Annotated in this window: 19 protein-coding genes; 6 read left to right on the top strand and 13 right to left on the bottom strand. The window is 36.2% G+C overall.

The features are described 5' to 3' along the window. Positions 1-226: 226 nt before the first annotated feature. The 4 genes from DPQ89_RS05555 to DPQ89_RS05540 are packed head-to-tail and all read right to left on the bottom strand — an operon-like array spanning position 227 to position 4623. Positions 227-1255, bottom strand: coding sequence for a DUF21 domain-containing protein (locus DPQ89_RS05555; RefSeq protein ID WP_127715925.1), 1029 nt, complete (start codon positions 1253-1255; stop codon positions 227-229). 39 nt (positions 1256-1294) lie between these two features. Continuing rightward, a complete protein-coding gene (locus DPQ89_RS05550; protein WP_127715924.1) occupies positions 1295-2314 on the bottom strand; it encodes a succinylglutamate desuccinylase/aspartoacylase family protein in 1020 nt (339 codons plus the stop codon). A gap of 9 nt (positions 2315-2323) precedes the next feature. Continuing rightward, on the bottom strand, positions 2324-3754 hold the full coding sequence (locus DPQ89_RS05545) for a hypothetical protein (protein ID WP_127715923.1): 1431 nt from the start codon (positions 3752-3754) through the stop codon (positions 2324-2326). Positions 3755-3756: 2 nt separating this feature from the next. Beyond that, entirely contained in the window at positions 3757-4623 is an 867-nt protein-coding gene (locus DPQ89_RS05540) for a LysR family transcriptional regulator (protein ID WP_127715922.1), read from the bottom strand. Positions 4624-4757: 134 nt separating this feature from the next. Between DPQ89_RS05540 and DPQ89_RS05535 the strand changes: the two genes are divergently transcribed. Together DPQ89_RS05535 and DPQ89_RS05530 are read left to right on the top strand one after the other, a co-directional pair. After that, positions 4758-5009: a hypothetical protein gene (locus DPQ89_RS05535; RefSeq protein ID WP_127715921.1), complete on the top strand. Its 252-nt coding sequence runs from the start codon at positions 4758-4760 to the stop codon at positions 5007-5009. Between the two features lie 120 nt (positions 5010-5129). Continuing rightward, positions 5130-5849, top strand: a complete 720-nt coding sequence (locus tag DPQ89_RS05530; RefSeq protein ID WP_127715920.1) for a protein kinase — start codon at positions 5130-5132, stop codon at positions 5847-5849. Here the strand turns inward: DPQ89_RS05530 and DPQ89_RS05525 are convergent, their stop codons facing one another. After that, positions 5850-6143, bottom strand: coding sequence for a hypothetical protein (locus tag DPQ89_RS05525; protein WP_127715919.1), 294 nt, complete (start codon positions 6141-6143; stop codon positions 5850-5852). Between the two features lies 1 nt (position 6144). Then, positions 6145-7680 (bottom strand): hypothetical protein, encoded by a 1536-nt coding sequence (locus tag DPQ89_RS05520; RefSeq protein WP_127715918.1) that lies wholly within the window; start codon positions 7678-7680, stop codon positions 6145-6147. Between the two features lie 171 nt (positions 7681-7851). Here DPQ89_RS05520 and DPQ89_RS05515 point away from each other — a divergent pair, with 171 nt between their 5' ends. From DPQ89_RS05515 to DPQ89_RS05505, 3 genes are all read left to right on the top strand, one after another. Next, entirely contained in the window at positions 7852-8583 is a 732-nt protein-coding gene (locus DPQ89_RS05515; protein ID WP_127715917.1) for a glutathione peroxidase, read from the top strand. Between the two features lie 45 nt (positions 8584-8628). Then, positions 8629-9048, top strand: a complete 420-nt coding sequence (locus tag DPQ89_RS05510) for an FAD-binding oxidoreductase (protein WP_127715916.1) — start codon at positions 8629-8631, stop codon at positions 9046-9048. A 167-nt stretch (positions 9049-9215) separates the two neighbouring features. Further along, positions 9216-10250 carry a murein L,D-transpeptidase catalytic domain-containing protein gene (locus DPQ89_RS05505; protein ID WP_127715915.1) on the top strand — a complete coding sequence of 345 codons (1035 nt, stop codon included), beginning with the start codon at positions 9216-9218 and terminating at the stop codon, positions 10248-10250. On the opposite strand, the gene DPQ89_RS05500 is transcribed toward DPQ89_RS05505, so the two are convergent. From DPQ89_RS05500 to DPQ89_RS05485, 4 genes are read right to left on the bottom strand one after another with little or no spacing between them, the layout of a single operon-like run. Beyond that, positions 10245-11042, bottom strand: coding sequence for an enoyl-ACP reductase (locus DPQ89_RS05500; protein ID WP_127715914.1), 798 nt, complete (start codon positions 11040-11042; stop codon positions 10245-10247). The two genes, DPQ89_RS05505 and DPQ89_RS05500, sit on opposite strands and share 6 nt — an antisense overlap. After that, positions 11035-11466 carry a 3-hydroxyacyl-ACP dehydratase FabZ family protein gene (locus DPQ89_RS05495; RefSeq protein WP_164848274.1) on the bottom strand — a complete coding sequence of 144 codons (432 nt, stop codon included), beginning with the start codon at positions 11464-11466 and terminating at the stop codon, positions 11035-11037. Before DPQ89_RS05495 ends, DPQ89_RS05500 begins: the two co-directional genes overlap by 8 nt. Next, the gene (fabG, locus tag DPQ89_RS05490) at positions 11466-12212 is read right to left on the bottom strand and encodes a 3-oxoacyl-ACP reductase FabG (protein WP_206611138.1); all 747 of its coding nucleotides are present in this window, start codon (positions 12210-12212) and stop codon (positions 11466-11468) included. The genes DPQ89_RS05495 and fabG overlap by 1 nt, the downstream gene beginning before the upstream one ends. Positions 12213-12221: 9 nt before the next feature. After that, positions 12222-13637, bottom strand: a complete 1416-nt coding sequence (locus tag DPQ89_RS05485) for an NAD(P)/FAD-dependent oxidoreductase (RefSeq protein WP_127715912.1) — start codon at positions 13635-13637, stop codon at positions 12222-12224. 178 nt (positions 13638-13815) lie between these two features. Between DPQ89_RS05485 and DPQ89_RS05480 the strand changes: the two genes are divergently transcribed. Further along, positions 13816-15090: an acetyl-CoA hydrolase/transferase family protein gene (locus DPQ89_RS05480; protein ID WP_127716459.1), complete on the top strand. Its 1275-nt coding sequence runs from the start codon at positions 13816-13818 to the stop codon at positions 15088-15090. On the opposite strand, the gene DPQ89_RS05475 is transcribed toward DPQ89_RS05480, so the two are convergent. From DPQ89_RS05475 to DPQ89_RS05465, 3 genes are read right to left on the bottom strand one after another with little or no spacing between them, the layout of a single operon-like run. Beyond that, entirely contained in the window at positions 15074-16237 is a 1164-nt protein-coding gene (locus tag DPQ89_RS05475; RefSeq protein ID WP_127715911.1) for a hypothetical protein, read from the bottom strand. The genes DPQ89_RS05480 and DPQ89_RS05475 overlap by 17 nt on opposite strands. Further along, on the bottom strand, positions 16230-19331 hold the full coding sequence (locus DPQ89_RS05470; RefSeq protein ID WP_127715910.1) for an efflux RND transporter permease subunit: 3102 nt from the start codon (positions 19329-19331) through the stop codon (positions 16230-16232). The genes DPQ89_RS05475 and DPQ89_RS05470 overlap by 8 nt, the downstream gene beginning before the upstream one ends. Beyond that, on the bottom strand, positions 19328-20173 hold the full coding sequence (locus tag DPQ89_RS05465; protein ID WP_127715909.1) for a mechanosensitive ion channel family protein: 846 nt from the start codon (positions 20171-20173) through the stop codon (positions 19328-19330). Before DPQ89_RS05465 ends, DPQ89_RS05470 begins: the two co-directional genes overlap by 4 nt.

Raw genomic sequence — 20173 nt, 5'->3', positions numbered from 1 at the left:
CCCTAAGCCCATCTTTACAGGAGTTACGAGTATTTTCACAATGCATATGATTACGGCCAATTAGGATTTTCTTAGATTTTAAGAGTAAACTAAATTCAGCTAGTTACAGGATAGTTAATGACTATTGATATACTCATCATCATTTAGGAAAGCTATTTAGCCAATTACTAGAGACACTCAAAACTAGAGTGAGACCAATAAAGTCGGCAAAAAACTTAGGATTTTGTTAAATTTTATAGCTTGGAGAATTATGTACTATACCTCTAAAGAGACGACCTAGAATATCAGAGCCAGTTATGACTTTTCTATGATACTCGCTCCAAAGAATAACAACATCGTAATCGATAACATCATCCTCGTCATGTTCTGAGTCAACTTTAAACTGATAAGCGATATCAGCAACCTTTGCTTCGTTAGATTTAAATACAATTGGCCTGTGACAATATTGAAACTTATCGTGTAAGTTTTTAGAGTAGTAAGATTTAATATAAGCATCAGTATTTAAAACTAATACTGGAAAATTATCTTTATCAACAAAGATGGCCCACTTCACTGGACAGTGTACAATTTTACTAAAGAATGTATCAAAGCCTTCTTCTGATTGATCGGGAATACTTGGCAAGTCTAAATTAGTGTCAATTTTAATAATACTATCTGGATGAATATCTTCACCCTCTTCAGTAATACTTAAATCATCCATACTAAGAAAGTTCAAAGCACCTACACCTTCAAACTTTTCAATATCAGAGTCTGCAGACTCAATATGTTTTTCCAGTAAAATTTTCAGCGTTTCTTCGGAAAAGAAATGAAGTCCTTCTTTTCCAAGCCACCTATCAAGAAGTAAGGCCGTTGGCTTGGCCAATGGGTAAAGAAAGAATTGGAAAAGCTTAATCAATGGACGAAGAGCACTACCAATCTGAAGAGCATTTCTAGAAAACCAGGCCTGAGGAATAATTTCACCAAAGAATGTGATTATAAAAGTTGTAAAGATAAAGGCACCAAGACCAGAAAATACAGATTCAGTTAACAAGGCCAGAAGAGTATTAACGGAAACATTTCCCCATAGAAGAGTGGTCAAAAGAAAGTTAGAGTCTTGCCTCATTTTTAGTACATTCTGGGCCATAATATTGCCCGCATCAGCTTCACTTTCTAGCCTCAGACGGGCCAGTCCGAATAAACCGATATTCAGTCCAGAGAAAATACCAGACAGAACGACACAACAGAAAATTGCAATCCAAGTTAAGTTTTCAGACATAATTATGACTCTCTAAAAAAAATAAAAATCAAAGTAATCCTAAAGATCATCAAATTCATCATTGCCAGGAATCTCTTCCGGCATTGGTTCAATCTCATCAAAACCAAGATGCACTAAACGACTTCCGGCATGACAGTGTGGAGAAACATTTCTTCCAATGACAATCCCCGACCTATCAGAGCGAACCTTTTCCTTTATAGAGCCAAAGACATCGTAAATATGAGCAATAACTTCACCTTCTTTAACATGATCAGTAAGGTTAGGCATCACATCAACAATTCCTCCCTTACTAGAATAAATCCAATAGGAACGATCTACTACTGTTGCATTGGCAACCATATCTTTAACTTCCCCATCAATCATCTCAAAATGTCTCATCGTATTTAAAATACCTTCGAGAGTTTCATCTATGAGAGAGTGTTGAAAAGCATTAGGGTTTCCAATTTCAATAGTGATAGCAGGGATTCCATTTTCATTGGCCCACGATCTCAATGTTCCATTTTCATCATATTTTTTAACTATAATTTGTGGATTTTGAAGATAGGCAAGTGTTCTACACTCTTCATTATCAAGATCTGCTCTAATGTAGAGACTATTTACTCTACCATATGAAGCTGTATGTAGATCTAACATACAGTGAAACTTAGAAAGAATCTTAGTCGTTAACATATGAGCATATTGATTACTCGAACTTCCAGTTGGAGAACCAGGCATAATTCTGTTAAGGTCTACATTATCGGAAAAATGTCTCGTCTTAGAAAGGTATCCAGGAACATTACAAATAGGTAACAGAACAAGTGTTCCAGTTAACTTAGTTGGATCAATTTCTTCAATGAGCTTGAATATAGTAGAGATTCCATTTAATTCATCTCCATGAAGTGCTGCCGTCAAACCAAGAATTTTACCCTTCTTAGCACCTCTGATAACAATGACAGGAACCTGCCAAGGAAGAGAGAGAGCATTCTCAGACATATTCACATAAACTCTATGCTTCTCACCTCTTTTAAAATCAGTAAGTTTAAATTTGTCTTTTAGCTTGATTGTAATGATCTTATTCATATAATCCTTTTAGTTCATAATTTCATCTAATAATGATTTATCATTATCTAGAGATTTAAATAGTTTCAATCTAAATGCACCTTTCTTATTTACTAAGTTCTGCGCCATTTGATCAATTGCAATAATACTTAATACAGTCTGAATATAGGCCTCAATTAAATCATCAATCCCCACTCCCAAACTATTAAAGTCCTTCTTATCCATGAGCATCAGTCTACTTGTATCAGATGTCCATTCATTTTCACCCTTTTTTTCAGAAAGGTTAGTTCCTAGAACTCTCCAGCTATCCTCAGGAACAGAAGATTCTAAAGGAGAGCTCGCCCTACGAGCATAAATTGCACAAGGAGAAAACCCTTCTGGTGATGAGTAAGTCATTACTCTCAAATCTGCAATAAAAATATTTCCTTTTTTATTAGGAACTGTACCGATATGAAAGAACTTGCCTTGAGAGCTATTGGAGCTCCACTCATAGTGACCAATCAAGCTCTGAACAATGAATTGGTCATAGGTGTACTCTTCTTTCATAAATGCTTCAAGCTCTTCTTCATTTGTTATTGTAAAGACGCCTTGGCCAGCATTTGAGTATGGATTTTTAATAACGGCCTTGCCACCAAATTTCTTTACCCACAGAGGAATTTCAAGCTTACTAACATCTCTTATTGTTTCTGGAGTGTGAATTTTAAGTCCACTATCTGCTATTTCGGAATTGTACATTTCGTACGCCTTACTTGCTAAGAGCTTATTTCTTCCACCAGATAAACAAACGAGAGTGGAGTTATAAATAAAAGTCTTAGTTGTAGCAGGAATTCTATTCCAAGGCTTTTGAGTAACATATCTAAAGGCCGCGCGAATTGGAACTTTCTTTCCATCATCTAAAGTCACAGTAAGAACACCATCTTCAAAAATAGCGCTTTGATCTTCATTATTAAAGTGAGGTATAAGATATACTTCTTCCCCTGTTAGATCAGATAATGTTTGAGCATACCCAGAAGTTTCCATATAGTTCTTATCGTAGATAACGCCAAGTGCACCTTTAGGTAGTCGCTTTTTCTTTTTTAATATTGGCAAGAATGAGTTCTCGATTAAGTAACGATAACCTCTATGCTCATCCGCATCAGTTCTTGGAGGCATTGACTTTTGTCCAGAAGGACAAGAGTTAGTTTCAAGAACAACCATCTTACGATTCCCCTTCTCCGTCGTAACATAGAATAAATCGGCCCCACCCCAAAAGAAGTGCTTACACTGATACTTTAAAACTTCTTCAAGCTTCTTCTCATCAACTTGAGGATGTAAATGTCTATACCTTTTGATAATTCTCTTAGAGTCTAAATTTAAAAAATGACTGACCATAGGATGCAACTGAGAATTCAGCGCTTTTGGATAGAAGTGATCCTCTGCCTCAAAATTATCCGGTGACATAACTTCAATTTTTCTGCTCATAACTATTTTCCCTTACTCAGTAATTTATAACCTGGACCCTTATAACTCTTTTTAATAATCCCCCAAACATAGGTTTGGAATTCATCAAGTTCTCCTAAAACAACAACATCTTTATTTCTACAGATTCGATTCTTCGCAACTTCTGGAACAATAGTGAAGGCCAAGGCCTGTTCTGTTATCACCTGAAATAAGTCAATATCATCTCCCTCACCAATAACTCTTGGAGAAATGCCACTTTTTGAGAAAAATAAATCGATTTCGTATTTTAAAAATGTGTCATTAGTATAATTAAAAAAAGGAATTGAGTTAAGACATTTCGGAAATGTTTTTTTGCTATTTACGAAATCTTTATGTGCAATTGCAAAAGTTCGATTTACTCCAATTCTATAAGCATCCATATTATTAGTGAGACCTTCTTTTGAATCAGTAAAGACCATGTCAATTTTCTCTTCCTCTAAGTCTGCCAATAGAAGATGTCTTTCATTTTCCTTAACGTTGACAGACAACTCCTTACTCTTAAATAGAGGAAGAATCGAGTCATAAAGAAAGTAATGCCCCATCATATGGGTAATTCCAATATCTAAGGCCTTCTTCGGTCCTTCGACATTATTTCTAAGTCTATTTGTTAGCTCACTACCGAGATCAAAAATTTGCTGTGCGTATTTCAGAGCTAATTTTCCTTGTTCAGTGAGAAACAAAGATCTATTCTTTCTCTCAAAGAGAAGGCAATTAAAGTGCTCTTCTAGCAGCTTAATTTGATCACTGATTGTGGGCTGACTCACGTGTAGTTTTAAGGCAGCGTCCTTAATCGAACCTTCATTAGCAACAATGTAGAAATAGTATAAGTGATTGAAATTAAGTCGATCCATATCTTCCTCGCCTCTTTTTAGTTAGCTTTAAACTAATTATAATAGATAATAAAACGATTTTACTTAAATTCCAAGCTGAACGATAATTCTAATACGTTATGCGTTATTAGCAATTGAATACCGAGGGGTTCAAAATGAAAAATGTTCTACTTATTGCAAGCTTACTTTTACTTTCAACTGTTAACGTTTATTCAAATACAGAGTCTGAAGCAAATACTCAAGATACATCAGCTCTATATGAAACAGCATCAAATGACCAAGTTGCTCCAGTAGTCGACACGTCACTTGATAGTGAAGAAACAATATCAGAATCATCTCTAGAAGAAATTCCAGAAGATGTTAGTAGTGATACTGAAATTCAAACAACGTCATTCGACGACCTTTAATCAACTCCTGGTCCTAGTTCATCTAGGACCGTTTTATTTTATCTTTGATTCAACAAAATAGTCATTGGCAAATCCATTTTTTTTATTTGTAATAGAGTAAGTAATTAAAACGGATTTAATATGAAAAATAAGACTTCTTTCAATTTTGAGAAAGGAAGAATCGTTTCTTCTAAATATGAAATAATCAACAAGCTAGGACAAGGCTGGGAAGGCGAAGTCTATCTTGTTAAAGAAATTGATACTCATATTGAAAGGGCCGCTAAGTTTTTTTATCCAGAAAGAAATCCTAAGAACAAGACAGTTAAGGCCTATGCTAAGAAACTTCATAAGCTGAGGGCCTGTAACTCACTTATTAAGTATATTGCTAAAGATACTCTAGAAATCAATGATGAAGTGATCACTTATCTACTTTCTGACTTTGTAGAGGGATACACATTTGATACCTATATCAATAGTTGGCACCCAGAAGGAATGCCATTCTATCAGGCACTACACTTATTCTACAGTGTAGTGAAGGCACTTGAAGAAATTCATATAAATAAAGAGTGGCACGGTGATGTTCATTCGGACAATATTATCATTCAAAAAAGTAGTCTCTCCTATGATTTAAAACTCGTAGATGTCTTTCATTTGGCCCACGGTGAAAAAGGAAGTATACAGCAAGATGTCTACGATCTATGTTACCTACTCTACGACTCTATTGGTGGAAAATTAAACTATAAGTCGCAGCCTAAAATTGTTAAAGATATATGTTGTGGTCTAAAGAAAACTCTCATTAAGAAGAAATTTAGAAATGCCACTCAGATACGTGTCTTTCTAGAGAACTCTACCTGGGAATAGTTAGGGACAAGTTCCAATTGTGATTCTTGTTCCGAACTTACCTCTTGCGAAATGCCCCTTGGTTTTATGAACTTGCTTATAACGACTTTCATTACAAAGCTTTGAAATCTTTCTAATACATTCTATTTCATGTGTTCTCCCAATTGAATGATAGGGCCCTCGACCATCTGCATTTCTGATAGAACACTCTTCAATGATTCTCCCACTAGAGTCATACTCAATTTCTTTAGGAGCTTCTTTTGAACATGAGGATAGTAGAAGTAGAGTGTTAAAAATTATTAGATTCTTTAGCATCTTATTGACCTATTTGGTGTTGTCTGGCGCTAAATTCGAATAGATTATAGCTAAAGCTCCAGGCCGCATAAATTAAGGCCGCATTTCTAAACGCTTTAGCTGGATTATTCTTTCCCATACAGATTGTATTATAAATAAGTGCGGCGACACCAACATTAATAGAATGGTAAATAGGTGCAACCTCGGTAAAGAAAAACAAACGATCTTCACCTTTATTTCCAGTATGAATTAGAGTTGCTAGAGCATCATCTTTTTCATTCTTATCTTCTTCGTACATTTGCATAGTGATTGCTTTTAAAACGGCATCTCTTGCTTTGGGATCTTCAAGCTCTTCTATTGAGAGTTTTGAAATATCGATAAGCTCATCCTTTTCAGTAGAAAGGTTCAGCATAGAAGCTAGCGAGTTATAGATATTCCTTTTAAAGTTTTGATAAGTATTTTCCTTACTTAAAATTTCGTTTAAGTCCACGAGCATTTTCTGATAGTCTTCACTGTCTTTAAGTGTATTAAATCTTTTCAAAAGTGCATCATCAGATGCGGCAAAGATTCTATCATAAATAAGTGCATCAACTTTTATTAAACCTAAGTCAGAAGAAGCCCCCTTCCAGACCTTAGAAAAATAACTTCCCGTTGGCTCGGCCATAATTTTAGACAGGATCATATTTAGTGTAGACATAAGTACAACTTCATAACCTAACTTCTTCATCCAAGTCTGCAATCTCTCATTATCATCTTCTTCAAGAGAGTTCATAAGCTCTTCCCTATTTGCATAGGTAAACATAGACGCTGTACTAATTGGAGTAACCACTAGAGCAAATTTTTGAAACCTTACCCCAGCAACAGCATTGTCAGTAGTCTCTACTTTAGCACTACAAGCGTAACTCAGGTTTTCAAACTCCTTTCTTGCCTGTACGGCCTTAGAGCGACTAATTCTCTTAACTTGTTCAGAGCTATACTTACCTTCTGATTCAAGTTCTGTAACAAGTTTAGAATATTGCTTATCTTCGAATTTCGAAAACTTCTTTCGCGAGTTTTTGAATTTCTTATAATACTTACTTTTTTTAGACTTACCGGTCTTAACAAATCTTAAATCATCTAAGACTCTTTCTTTTTCCTTGGCATGAAAAGAGTTTGCATAGGAAAGATAAAGATAGAGCTCATCCTTTTTCTTATTTGTTTTTGGAAAAGATGGATATAGAGAAATTATTTTTCCAAATTGCTCATTGGAAAATGGCAAAGAAGAGAATTCCTTGTGTAGTGAAATAATTTGCTCTGAGGTTCTATTAGAATCATGAATCCAGCTGTAAATAGCTTCTTTAGTCTCAACCGAGGTAGACTCTACAGACTTCTTGGTAAAGGGGATTTTATCCATAACCTTATCTTTCCAAGAAACTTTCGAACTCATAAGAGATTTAATCGCTGAATTACAACTACTCTGCTCCTGAGCAATGGAGCTTGGAACCCTTATAAGAGTCGTTTGCCTTGAACAAGAACTAAGACAGAGAAGTAGAATAAGAGAAATAACCTTTATTAGCATTGTAAATTTATCGGCTTAAAAGGTCTTGTCCTAAAGGAAGGTAACCCTCTGAAAATACGAGGACCAATATCAATAGATAAAACCTATCGAACAAAAGAAACATTCTATTATCATTTATGAACTCAATCCATTAATCTATTTTTAGAAACAATAATTGCTAGGAGGCAAATTATGACTTTTAAAAATAGCGAAGGAAATCAAATTCCAAATGTAACGTTTAAGATTGTTAATGACAAAGGACTTAACGCAGTAACTACGGACGAGCTTTTCAAAAATAAGAAAGTAATCGTTTTTAGCTTACCAGGTGCTTATACGCCTACTTGTTCTTCTACGCATTTACCAAGATATAATCAACTTGCAAAAGTTTTTGAAAAAGAAGGCGTCGATGACATTATCTGTATGTCAGTGAATGACGGATTTGTAATGAAAGCATGGGGCGAGGCCCAAGAAGCTGCAAATATCACTTTAATTGCAGATGGAAACGGTGAATTTACTGAAGGTATGGGACTTTTAGTTGATAAGAGTGACATTGGATTTGGTAAGAGATCGTGGAGATACTCGATGCTTGTAAATAATGGTGTCGTAGAGAAGATGTTTATTGAACCAGACAAGCCAGGCGATCCATTTGAAGTAAGTGATGCTGATACTATGCTTGAATACATCAATAGTGATGCAAAGAAACCAGAAGCAATTTCGATAATCACTAAACCTGGTTGTCCATACTGTAAAAAAGCAAAGGAATTATTAACTTCGAAATCATTAGAGTTTGAAGAACTAATTCTAGGTAAAGATGCTACTAGTGTTTCTTTATTAGCTATGACTGGATCTGAGAAAGTTCCACAGGTATTCATAGCTGGAAAACTTATTGGTGGTAGTGACAAGCTCGAAGAATATTTTTCCTAGAAGCTAGACTTTCAATATCGCACTAACCCTAGTAAAATAGGGTTAGTGAACTTTTTAAAATCAAAATTATATTCTTATATACTCATATTTTTTCTAATATTCCAAGTATCTGCTAGTACTTTAAATCCATTTGATACTGATGGTTGCTCAATGGTTCCAGATGGGACTCCAAGAAATCCACAAATGTGGAAACAGTGTTGTCTCTGGCACGATATCGCCTACTGGAAAGGTGGAACGAGAAAGGATCGCAGAACTGCTGATAAAAACTTCAATCTATGTTTAAAAGAGTTTGGACCTAATTTTATAGGATTCATTTACTACTACGGAGTCAGAGTTGGCGGACATCCATCTGCTCGTCTTCCTTTTAGCTGGGGATATGGGTGGGAGTCCTATAGAGGTTACCGAGAACTTAATCAACAAGAACTAGAACAGGTTCAAAAGCTCACCCCTCTCATAGATCAATAAAAACTCTCCATGCCTACAAATTATAGACATGGAGAACTTTAGAAGCTTCCCCCCGGTAGCAACAACTCCATTTTAAAACAAGAATATGAATAAATAGTAAAGCATTTCCATCGGATTCTTCAGATTTTAAGCTTAAGATTAAAAGTAAAATAGTCGATATTTAATAGATGTTAAGAATTTTACTACTAACCCTTCTATTAAGTTCCTGTGTCGATGAACACTTCCCAAGGCATTCAAAACTTGGAGAAATTTCTCGTGAAGATATTTATGAATATCAACAGGCCCAGCTTGATTTAGGAAGTATTCAAAGAGAAACTGAGTTTAACCATATTCCAAGCTCAACTGAAGTTAATAACTACTTAAACACCCAATTATCAGCAAAAGTAAGTGATTGTAATAGAGAGGCCCCTATTTCAATGCCTGCTCCCAAGAAGTCCCCTGATAAACTATCCCTTGAAAATAGACTAAGAAAGAATCTTCTCCACCTTGGCGGTGATAGTAAATCGTTAACACAGGCCCTATGTTTTTTCAATAAGCACAAAGACTCTACTTTTCAAAAGAAAATAAATGGAACATATTCCGGTAGCACAAGTATAAATAATAAAGACTATATGGTTATTCAGGACTTCAACCTTCCGTCTTCTAAAAAAAGATTATTCCTTCTCAATATGAAAACAGGTGAAGTAGAAACCTACTTTTCTGCTCATGGCATGGGAACAAAGAACGGAATGAATAATAGCGCACTCAATGCACAATACTTTAGCAATAAGAGTGGAACCAACTTAACTCCTAGAGGATTTATGGTTTCAGCAGAAAGACGAGATGGTCTTAGTAGTGGTTGGAAATGGCATATGAAATTTGATGGCCTAGAAAAGGACAAGAATGACAATAGCCGTGATAGGCTCGTAGTTTTTCATCAAGGTGTTTCTAAAGACGGACAGAGAAAGATTGTTTGGGAAGGCAAGGCCAATTCCAATGAACAAGACCCACATCTATTCCAGCGTTCAAAATCTGGAAGTAGAAAGTATGAAAACTGGGCCCAAGGAATGACTTGGGGTTGTACCGCAGTAGCTTCAGAACATGCTGAAGAAGTATATGAAAAAACTAAGGGTGGAGCGCTCTTTTACAATTACACTGATCATGAAAAAAATGCTTCATACGACTACTGTGGAGAGAAGCCTCTTACCAAGAAGTCCTTATAAATTATCGGCCACAGTATTTACGACATCGCTATCAAAGTGATTACAGCTCATACCAGCGTCAATAAGAATACCTGTTGCATTTATCCCACTTGAAAGCTCACTTAATAGAAAACAGATGGTATTAGAAACTTCTGTTGTTTTTAAAGCTTTCTTTCTAAGTGTCAATTTTTCAGCAAAGATATAATTATTAATATACCCAGGTATTCCAGCAGATGCCGAAGTCTTTAGAGGACCAGAGCATACAGCATTACACCTCGCATTTGAAAAGCTACTTAGAGACTTTGCTAAGTACGCCACCGTAGCATCAAGTGAGGCCTTAATAGGTCCCATATAACCATAACTAGTTGCTCTTGTATCAGAAATAGACACCGTCACAATAGAGGCATTTTCATTTAACAAATCCTTAACTGAGTTTGTTAAAGAGACAAGAGAAAAGGCGGAAATATTCGTAGCTTGTAGATAATCTCTAAGCTTAGTTTCATGAAAAGGCTTTATTCCTTCAGAATAGTTCGCAAAGGCAATCGAGTGCACAATCCCATCAAAACGGTAACCTTCAGCACTCATTTTCTTTCCAAACTCTTCAATCGCTTCTTCGCTCTCAACGTCTAAGACATAAACTGGGGAGTCTGCAAATAGTTTCTTAACTCTTGCTTCATGCTCAGTAGATTGAACAGTAAAGACACATCTCGCACCGCTTTCGATTAAACTCTTTGCGCTGGCATAAGCAACACTTTTCTTATTCGCAACTCCAGCAATGAGAAAACATTTTTGTTCAAATTCAAAATTAAGCATTAGTATCTCCAACTAGAGCGCAAGTGAATTCAATGGCCATAACAACCTTACCTGCAACTTTAGACTTTGCTTTCATATAATAAGCATTAGAAACAACTTCAACGAGTTCAACATCCATTTCCAACAAATCCCCTGGTTTAACAAAGTTTTTAAACTTAGCATTTGAAACTTTTGCTACAACTCCAAGTCCACCATTACCTACACTTGCCATAAGCAAAGCACCTGATTGAAAGGCAGCTTCTTGCAGTAGAACTCCAGGCATGATTGGATTACCAGGAAAGTGTCCCTTAAAGAAATCCTCTTGTCCTGTTACTTGAAAAGAAGTGGAGATTTTCTTTTCTTCTCTTGAAACGACCTTGTCTACAAAGAGAAATGGTGGTTTTTGTGGAATTGACTCAAGAACCTCATTAGAAAACTTGCTCACTATAGACCACCTGAGATTTCTAAAGTTGTACCAGTGATATAACCACTTTCTTCAGAACTTAGAAAGAGAACAGCATTGGAAACTTCTTCAACCTTTCCAAATCTTCTAAGTGGTACCTGTTTCTTATATTCTTTAACTTGTTCAGCAGGAAGATCAGCAATTAGCTCGGTCTCAATAAAGCCAGGGCAAATATTATTAATCGTAATTCCTTTTTTTCCAACTTCCTTTGCAAGGGATTTTGATAAGGCAACTTGACCAGCTTTTGAAGCTGCGTAATTCGCCTGTCCGGCAAGACCGAGAGAGCCACCAACAGAGCTCATATTTATAATACGTCCAAATCTATTTCTCATCATCACCGGGATTGCTCCTTTGGACATGAGAAAAGTCCCTTTAAGATTGATATCCATTACACGAGACCAATCTTCTTCAGGCATAAGAGCAAGAACATTATCTTTACGAATTCCAGAGTTATTTACTAGAATATCAATTTTAGAAAAGCTCTGTTCAACTTCTTCATAGAAAGCAAGAACCTCTCCTTCTTTGGATACATCGAACTTTCTAAGAGCAAGCTTATCCCCAAACTGAGCTAGCTCTTCTTTAAATGCTTGGGCAGCGTTATCGTTAGAAGCATAAGTTGCAATGACAGTTGCTCCACTTTTTAAAAAGCTCTCAACAACTCCTCGTCCTATACCTCTAGTACCACCAGTTACGACAACAACCTTTTCATTAAAATTATATGTAATCATGTTAAATCCTTATTTTGATAAATATGTCTCTACTTCGTGTGATTGAATAACTCCATAATTTGCAGCTCCCAACCAACCCGACATTATGATTCCTACCGATCCAGAATGGAAGAGTCCCTTAACCTGCTTATGCATTTCCATACTGATAGGTAGACCTTCAAACTTTGTTCCAAAGCTGGCTCCCTTATTATGATGAGTATATTTCTCCACAGTCAGAGGAGTTGAACAATCTACGTAGTCAATTTTTTCACGAACACCTGGAATAAGTTTCTCTAAAGTTGAAAGGGCCTTTTCGGTGACCTGCTCTTTTCTTTTTTTATAGTCTTCTTCGCTTAGGCCACTCCAATCTTCATATCTGGCATTACTAGAAGAAACCACAGCATAGCGATTTGGCCTTTGAGGACGAATTTCAGGATAATAGACGGAGAAAGTTTGGGAACCTACTTCTGGAGACAGAATGAGATCAGTGTTAAATTGATCATCATCAGAATAGAAAACAAGTTCTCCAATATCAGGGATAGACTCCCCTTCTTTGATTCCCATAAAGACCTGACAACTAGAGGTATTAAGACGAACCTCTTGCGCCTTAGCTATATAGTCTTCATCAAAGTTCTCACTACCCGCTAATTTAAAAACAGTGCTTAATAAATTTGAATTCGAAAGAACAGACTTAGTTCTTACTAATGTCTCACCAATTTTTACGGCCTTGACTTCTCTATTTTCAATTTGAATATCATCAACTTTGGAATGAAGCTTAATATCAACTCCATTTTTAATAAGCTCATCTTTCATCATCGAAATAAGCTCGTCTGTTCCGCCTTTGAAGATATATACTCCCTTACTCATGAAGTTTGAAAAAACAATTCCATAAGTAATGGCAGGGTCTTCCAAAGTGGATCCATTAGCATAGACAATTGGCTCCATTAAAAAACGATGAACATCATTTCTATTTGGAAAGAACTTTTCGAAGAGTTCTCCATTGGTCATACCGCTATCATCATAGAAATTCATAGCAGCTAAGTAATCAAAGAACTCAACCACACATTTTTCATCTATTCCAAACTTATCTCTTAGAACACTTATATAATGTTCTTTCGTAAAGTCTGTCTCTATTTCAAATTGTGGGTTAACAAAGCGAACACTATGAACCTGAACAATTCGTTGTGCTATTTCTCTAGACCAGTACTTCTTGCATGTTTTAATCATTCCCACAGGAAAACCATGGAGAGAAACGTCAAAGATATGATCTCCCTTTTGTCTTTTAAACCAAGTAGCAAATCCACCTAATTTATTGTGCGACTCCAAAAGCAGAACACTTCTACCATTTCTGGCCAATTTATTAGCGGCCGTCATTCCCGCTAGTCCAGAACCAATAACTACAACATCATAGTCTTTTGTGATGATGTCTTTCTTTTTCAAAAGCATTAATATTAACCTTAAAATTGTGAGTAATCGCGAAGAAGATTACCAAGAAAGGGCCATAAAACCAATGAAATCTAATAATAGTCCACCTGCTTAATGCGTCATATTATTTAGATATTTGATCTATTCGCATAGCGTAATTCATAGTAGTATACGCAACAAAAAAAAGGATATGAAATATATGATTATTCACTCAAACTTTAATGAAGTATTTAAGGAAATTCGCGATTACGATAGTGTCGTCATACACGGAGGAATGGCCACTCCTACATCTCTTTTGGAGAGCTTTAAAGAATATGCAAAGGTACTAAAGGGCATAGAAATTATGCACTTACATACTCACGGGAATGCATTTTGGTGTAGTCCTGAGTATAAGGATTTTAGAGTTACAAACTTCTTCGTTGGTGCAAATGTGAGAAAGTCGCTAGACTACGACCGCGTTGATTACCTGCCTTGTTTTCTATCTGAGATTCCAAACCTCATAAGTAGTGGCGTTAAGAAAGTAGATATAGTCTTCATCCACGTATCTCCTCCTGACAAGCATGGTTATTGTACACTAGGAACAAGTTTAGACATTATGCAAGCGGCAACCTCCGCGGCCAGAGTTGTGATTGCTCAGATCAACCCCAATGTTCCTAAAGTTCATGGGGATGCATATATTCACGTCTCGAAGATCCATCATGCGATAGAGGTTACTGAAGAGCTGCACACTGTTAAAGAAAGTTCATTATCAAATGAAGAACTTCGCATCGGAAAGAATATTGCTGAAATTATTGAGGATGGGTCAACTTTACAAATGGGAATTGGCTCTATTCCTGATGCTGTCCTTAAGAGTTTAGACACCCATAAGGACCTTGGAATTCATACAGAAATGTGGTCTGACCAGGCCATGCATCTTATGAAAAAAGGCGTCGTGAATAATAAACTTAAAAAAGTTCATCAAGGAAAAACAGTAGGTTCATTTATAATGGGATCACAAGACGTTCTAGACTTTGTAGATGATAACCCTGAGACTATTCTTATTGGTGCAGACTATGTGAATAATCCAAGTATAATTAGAAGAAATCCAAAAGTGGTCGCTATTAATAGTGCTATTGAAATTGATCTCACTGGCCAAGTTTGCGCGGACAGTATTGGTCATAGTATTTATAGTGGTGTTGGTGGTCAGATGGACTTTATTAGAGGCGCCTCTCTAAGCACAGGAGGAAAGCCAATTATTGCGATTACTTCTAGAACTAAGAAGGGCACTTCCAAGATTATTCCAACTCTCAAGCCAGGAGCAGGTGTGGTTACAACTCGTGCCCACGTCCACTATGTTGCAACCGAGCATGGAGTAACTAATCTATACGGCCTGACTCTTAAGCAAAGAGCACAAGAGTTGATACGAATAGCTCACCCAGATGATAGAGAAACTCTCTCAAAGCAATGGCACGAGTTATTTAAAAAGAGGCCTTAAGAACAACTGTTCCAAGGTCTTTTTCTAATTCTTTAGTAAAGACCTTGGCCTGAAAAACAACTTCGTCTAATTCGTTAATTGTTAATCCGCCACCAAAACTAGGTCCCCTAGCGGCATGAATTTTAGCAGTTGTAATATCTGTATCGATTAAGTCACCGGCCTTCAAATAACTCTTAACAATCTTACCATCACTCCAAAAGATTCCTCTTTTGCCTTGGTCATCTATTGCCCTAAAGGCAATATTTCCAGAGGAGTTAATAGATGGTGCAAAGTACTCAAGTTGTTTAATTCCCTGCTTACCTTCTTCAACAATAAGTTCAAGCTTATTTCCGACGCTTCTATATAACGCTCTTGAAGAGTTTGAATTTGTCCCGATAAAAGCAAATTGTGAACTCTTAGCACTAGAGCCAATAGTATTATTAAATTGAATGATAGAAGATCGCTCATCCGAGTCTCGGTCCTCGGCCCTTACTACTCTATCCCCAGCAAAAGTCACTTGTGTAATGTGGTCTGGTTGTCTTTCGGTAACTTCTCCAGCAAGTCCTCTACGAGTCTTTAAAATAATAGAATCTTCATTCAAGAAATTTGCAGAGAAGATATAAGAAACTCCTACATCCTTAGAAGAGATAATAGTGCTATCAACACCATCTCTTTGATAAATAATACTTTTAACCCCTGCCTTATCTGAAGCTCTAAAGATTACTCCACCGTGACTATTAATTTTAGGATCTCTAATTGAAATAAATCTTTTATCAACTAGAAGTGATCTTACTTGATCAGTTGAGCTAGAGTATACGAATAGTCCTTGAACTTGGGCTTCATTATATTCAGCAAAAACGAGATCTCCACTTTCATTAAGACTTGGATCACTGAGGGTATTATCTTTTTTTGCTATGTGTATAATGCGTCCTTGCTCAGAATTCATAGGCGAATACCAAATACATGTTCTGACTTCATTATCGATAATTGCTACAAAACTAAAGGCCGTATCACCTTTACTATTATGAGTAACTGTAGCATTAGTAATATAGCTCACAAGTGGTAATCGATAAGACTGAAAGCTGTCTGCTCTTGCAATCAGCTCAATCTTCGCAGCATAAGAATTTTGTCCAAGCAGTAAAAATAAAAGTAATAATATTCTAGTCATGTTTAACCTTTTTGAAGAAGTATGCTCTTATATCGTGAAAGAAAGAGTACAAGCATGGAATCAGTATAAGTGTAATACCTGTGGCAATAAGTAATCCCCAACCCATTGTAAGCATCATTTCTGCAAGCATTGAATCATATCCAGCAATTCCATAGGCAGTCGGAAGAACCCCGGCAACAGTAGTTAATGTAGTCACAATAATTGGTCGTAATCTAGTTGAAGAAATCTCAGCGATCCCACTATCGGCATCAGTTCTTGTAAAATCTAGTTCTTGCTCTAACTTAGTAACCATAATAATAGCATCGTTTACCACAACACCGATCATACCCAAGGCCCCAACAGCGGCAAAAAATCCATAAACAGTCATTCCATGAAGCAGCAGAACATATACAACTCCGCTTAGGCCAAATGGAACTATTCCCATGATGAGTAGAGGTGCACCTAGAGAGTTGAACATGATTACTAAGATAAAATAAATCAAACAAATAACCATCAGTAAGGAAACAGCAAAATCCCCACTAGACTCTCTAGTATCCTTAACTTCACCTATGAAAGAAAGAACTGCCGTAGGATGGTCTTTTAAGATCTCTGTAAAAGTCGAAGACTCATGATTTTCTGCTACTTCAAGAGGAGTGAGTTTCACCCCATCTTTAATATTTGCATAAAGAATAGTAGTTCTTTTATAATCCTTTCTTTGAATATTAGATGGTTTTTTAAGCTCCTCGATTGATACAATCTTATCAAGAGTGATATATCCTCCAGAGCTATTTTCAATTCTAAGTTTTCTAAGAGTATTTAGGTCAAATTTAGATTTACGATCCACAGTTAGTCTAACTTCAACGTCTTCATTTCCTTTACTAATTGTATAGAGAATATTTCCTTCAATGAAAGCACGCAAAGAAGTCGTCACTTGCGAAGGCTGAAGATTAAATCGAACAAGTTTTTCCTGATCGATTTTAAAATTATATTCACGCTTTACTAGAGGCTTTTCAATTTCTATATCAACAAGCTTGCCAGACTTTTCAAATGCCTGCTTTACTTTTTCAGCAATGAGGTTCCGAGAGATATCGTCATTTTCTTGGATCTGAACTTCAAGAGCAGCACCACTATCTCTTCCCCATCTCGACTTAAGAAACTTAATGCTCTTAAACCCTTCTAGCTTACTAGTTGACGCTTCCCACTTCTTAATAAATTGATTGAGAGATAGTTCTCTATCTTCTTTTGCGAGAAGTTCAATATTTATACTTGCTTGATTTTCCTTAACACCAGAACCTCTTCTACTTTCACCAATAGTTGTCGTTACGGCAACAACCCCTTTGTCTAAGTCAGCTAAAATAATATCTTCAACGCTTTCAACTAATGCAGACATCTCAAATCTATTTAAATCCTCTTTGGCGATAACTTTTAAATGAGCTTCTTTACCTTCTTCTCTTGGGAACATAACAAATTTCATTTTTGTTTTAAACAGATAGCCAGAGACACCTAAGATTAACAATGAAAAGATAAGAACAATTGAACGAAAGCGTAACAATTTAAACAAGAACTTAGAATACTTTGCTTCATACTTTAAAAACCAAGATGTTGGCCTAGAAGAATCGTTCTTATTAAATTTCTTTCTATCCATTAAGTGCGAAGGTAAAATAGTCACAGACTCTAGTAAACTGGCCACTAGCATACAGATTACAACAAATGGAATATACTCGACGAACTTACCAAAGAATCCTTCAAAAAAGAGAAGAGGAATAAAAGCGACACAAGTTGTAAGGATACTACCAAAGACAGGTTTAACGATCTCAAGCGTCCCACCAACGGCAGCTTCAAACGGTGCAATACCTTGAATTCTCTTTCTAGAAATATTTTCTGCTACAACTATGGCATCATCAACCACAATTCCCATTACTATAATAATCGCAGCAAGAGTCATATTATTAACTGTATATCCAATAATGGTCATGCAAATAACTGTAAAACAAAGAGTGAAAGGAATCCCTAAACCAACCCATAGCCCTGATTTAAAATCTAAGAAAATAAAGAGAACTATAAAGATAAGGATAAAGCCTATAAGACCATTACTGGCAACAATCGAGAGCCTATTCTTAACATCATAGGACTCATCATCCATTAGAACGATCTTGAGATTACTCTTTGAATGAAGACGATTGAAATTTTCCACAAATTTTAAAACAATCTCTTGGGCCGTTAAAATATCTGTAGAAACATTCTTTTTAACATTTATTACAATTCCTTCATGACCTTGAATCTTATTTATGACTGTAGACTTTTCAAACCCATGAGACACAGTGGCGACTTCATTAAGTCTAACTCCCTTTCCATCATAGTTTCCCTGTACAAAGAGATTTTGAAGATCTTCTTTAGTCTCTAATTCATTAATAGCTGTAACTTTAGACTGTTCTCTATCTTCTAATGTTCCGAGTGGTACACGAATATTATTATTTTCAATAATGCTTACAAGTCTATCGATTGATAAGTCATTTCTCTCAATCTTTTCAGGATTTAGAAGAATATGTAACTCAGGTTCTAAATATCCTTTTTTTGTAACTCCACTAATTTCAGGAAGAACTTTAATCTGGCCTTCAAAATTTAAAACAAATTTTTGCAACTCCTCTCTTTGTTCAACACTTAAACTCTTGTGCCCTTCAAGATAGAAGCCTATATCGATGATCGCTTTTTCGGCGGACTTGAATTGCCTAAAACTAGGCGTCTTAACAATTCGTGGAAGAGATGCTCGCAAAGTGGCATCTTTAATATCTTGGACAACTTCCCTAGTATCTGGAAAATTTTCATCCAGAACAATCCTAAAAGATGAACTTCCAACCGATGAGGTGGAATAAACTTCTTTAATACCTGTCACTTCTTTAATTTCATCTTCAATAGGCTTTGTGACAAAGAGTTCAACATCTTCTGCTGAAGCTCCTGGATAGCTTGCTGAAATACGTATCCAGTTTGACTCAAACTCCGGGAGCTCTTCTTTCCCAATCTTCTGCCAACTAGCAATGGCCAAAATAAAGACACCAACAAATAAGACATTTGAAATTAGGTGATTCTTAGTAAAATAACTAACAATCCCTCTCATAGCTCACTCTTTTTAATGTGAAGATCTCGTTGAGGAAATGGAATAACAATATCTTGCTCTCTAAAATTCTGATCGACCTTGAATCTAATATCTGACAAGATTTTTCTTTGTTCCCATATGTCATCTATCCATACTGATAAGGAGAAGTCCAACGATGAATCACCAAATCCTTCAAAGAAGACTTTAGGTTCTGGATTTTTTAAGACATGTTGATTTGAGCGAGCAATATCCATGAGGATACTCTCTACTTTCTGCGTGTCGCTTCCATAGGCCACCCCAACATTCATATGCACACGCATCTTCTCTCCAGTAAAACTCTGATTTACAACCTGTTCAGAGATAAACTGACTATTTGGTACAATGATGGCCACATCATCTCTAGTATGTAGTAGAGTTGACCTTGCTCCAACCTCAGATACTCTTCCAGAAACGCCATTTACAGTGACGTGATCCCCAACCTTAATAGGCCTTTCAAATAAGATAATAAGTCCGGAAATAAAGTTTTGAGCAATATTTTGGAGACCAAAACCAATCCCGACCATTAAAACTGCACCAAGTGCCGTCAGAGAAGACAAAGAGATACCAACAGTATCTAAAGTGATTAAGATCCCCGTTGTTAAAACAACATACCTAGAAATTGTAGCGATTGATCCTCTGACACCAGACTCAAGCCCCTTATCTTTAAGAATCCTCAGCATAAATCTCTCAGTCATTTTCGCCAGTCGTGTCGTTAAAAAGAAAACAACACAAGCAAGTAAGACAGAAACCAAAGAAATTTTATTTCCACTAATTTCAAATAAGGGTGTCGATAGGTATTTTAAATTATCTTTAATCCAATTCAT

The sequence above is a fragment of the Halobacteriovorax sp. HLS genome (assembly GCF_004006665.1).
GTDB lineage: Bacteria > Bdellovibrionota > Bacteriovoracia > Bacteriovoracales > Bacteriovoracaceae > Halobacteriovorax.
This window is presented reverse-complemented; position numbering and strand designations above follow the sequence as displayed.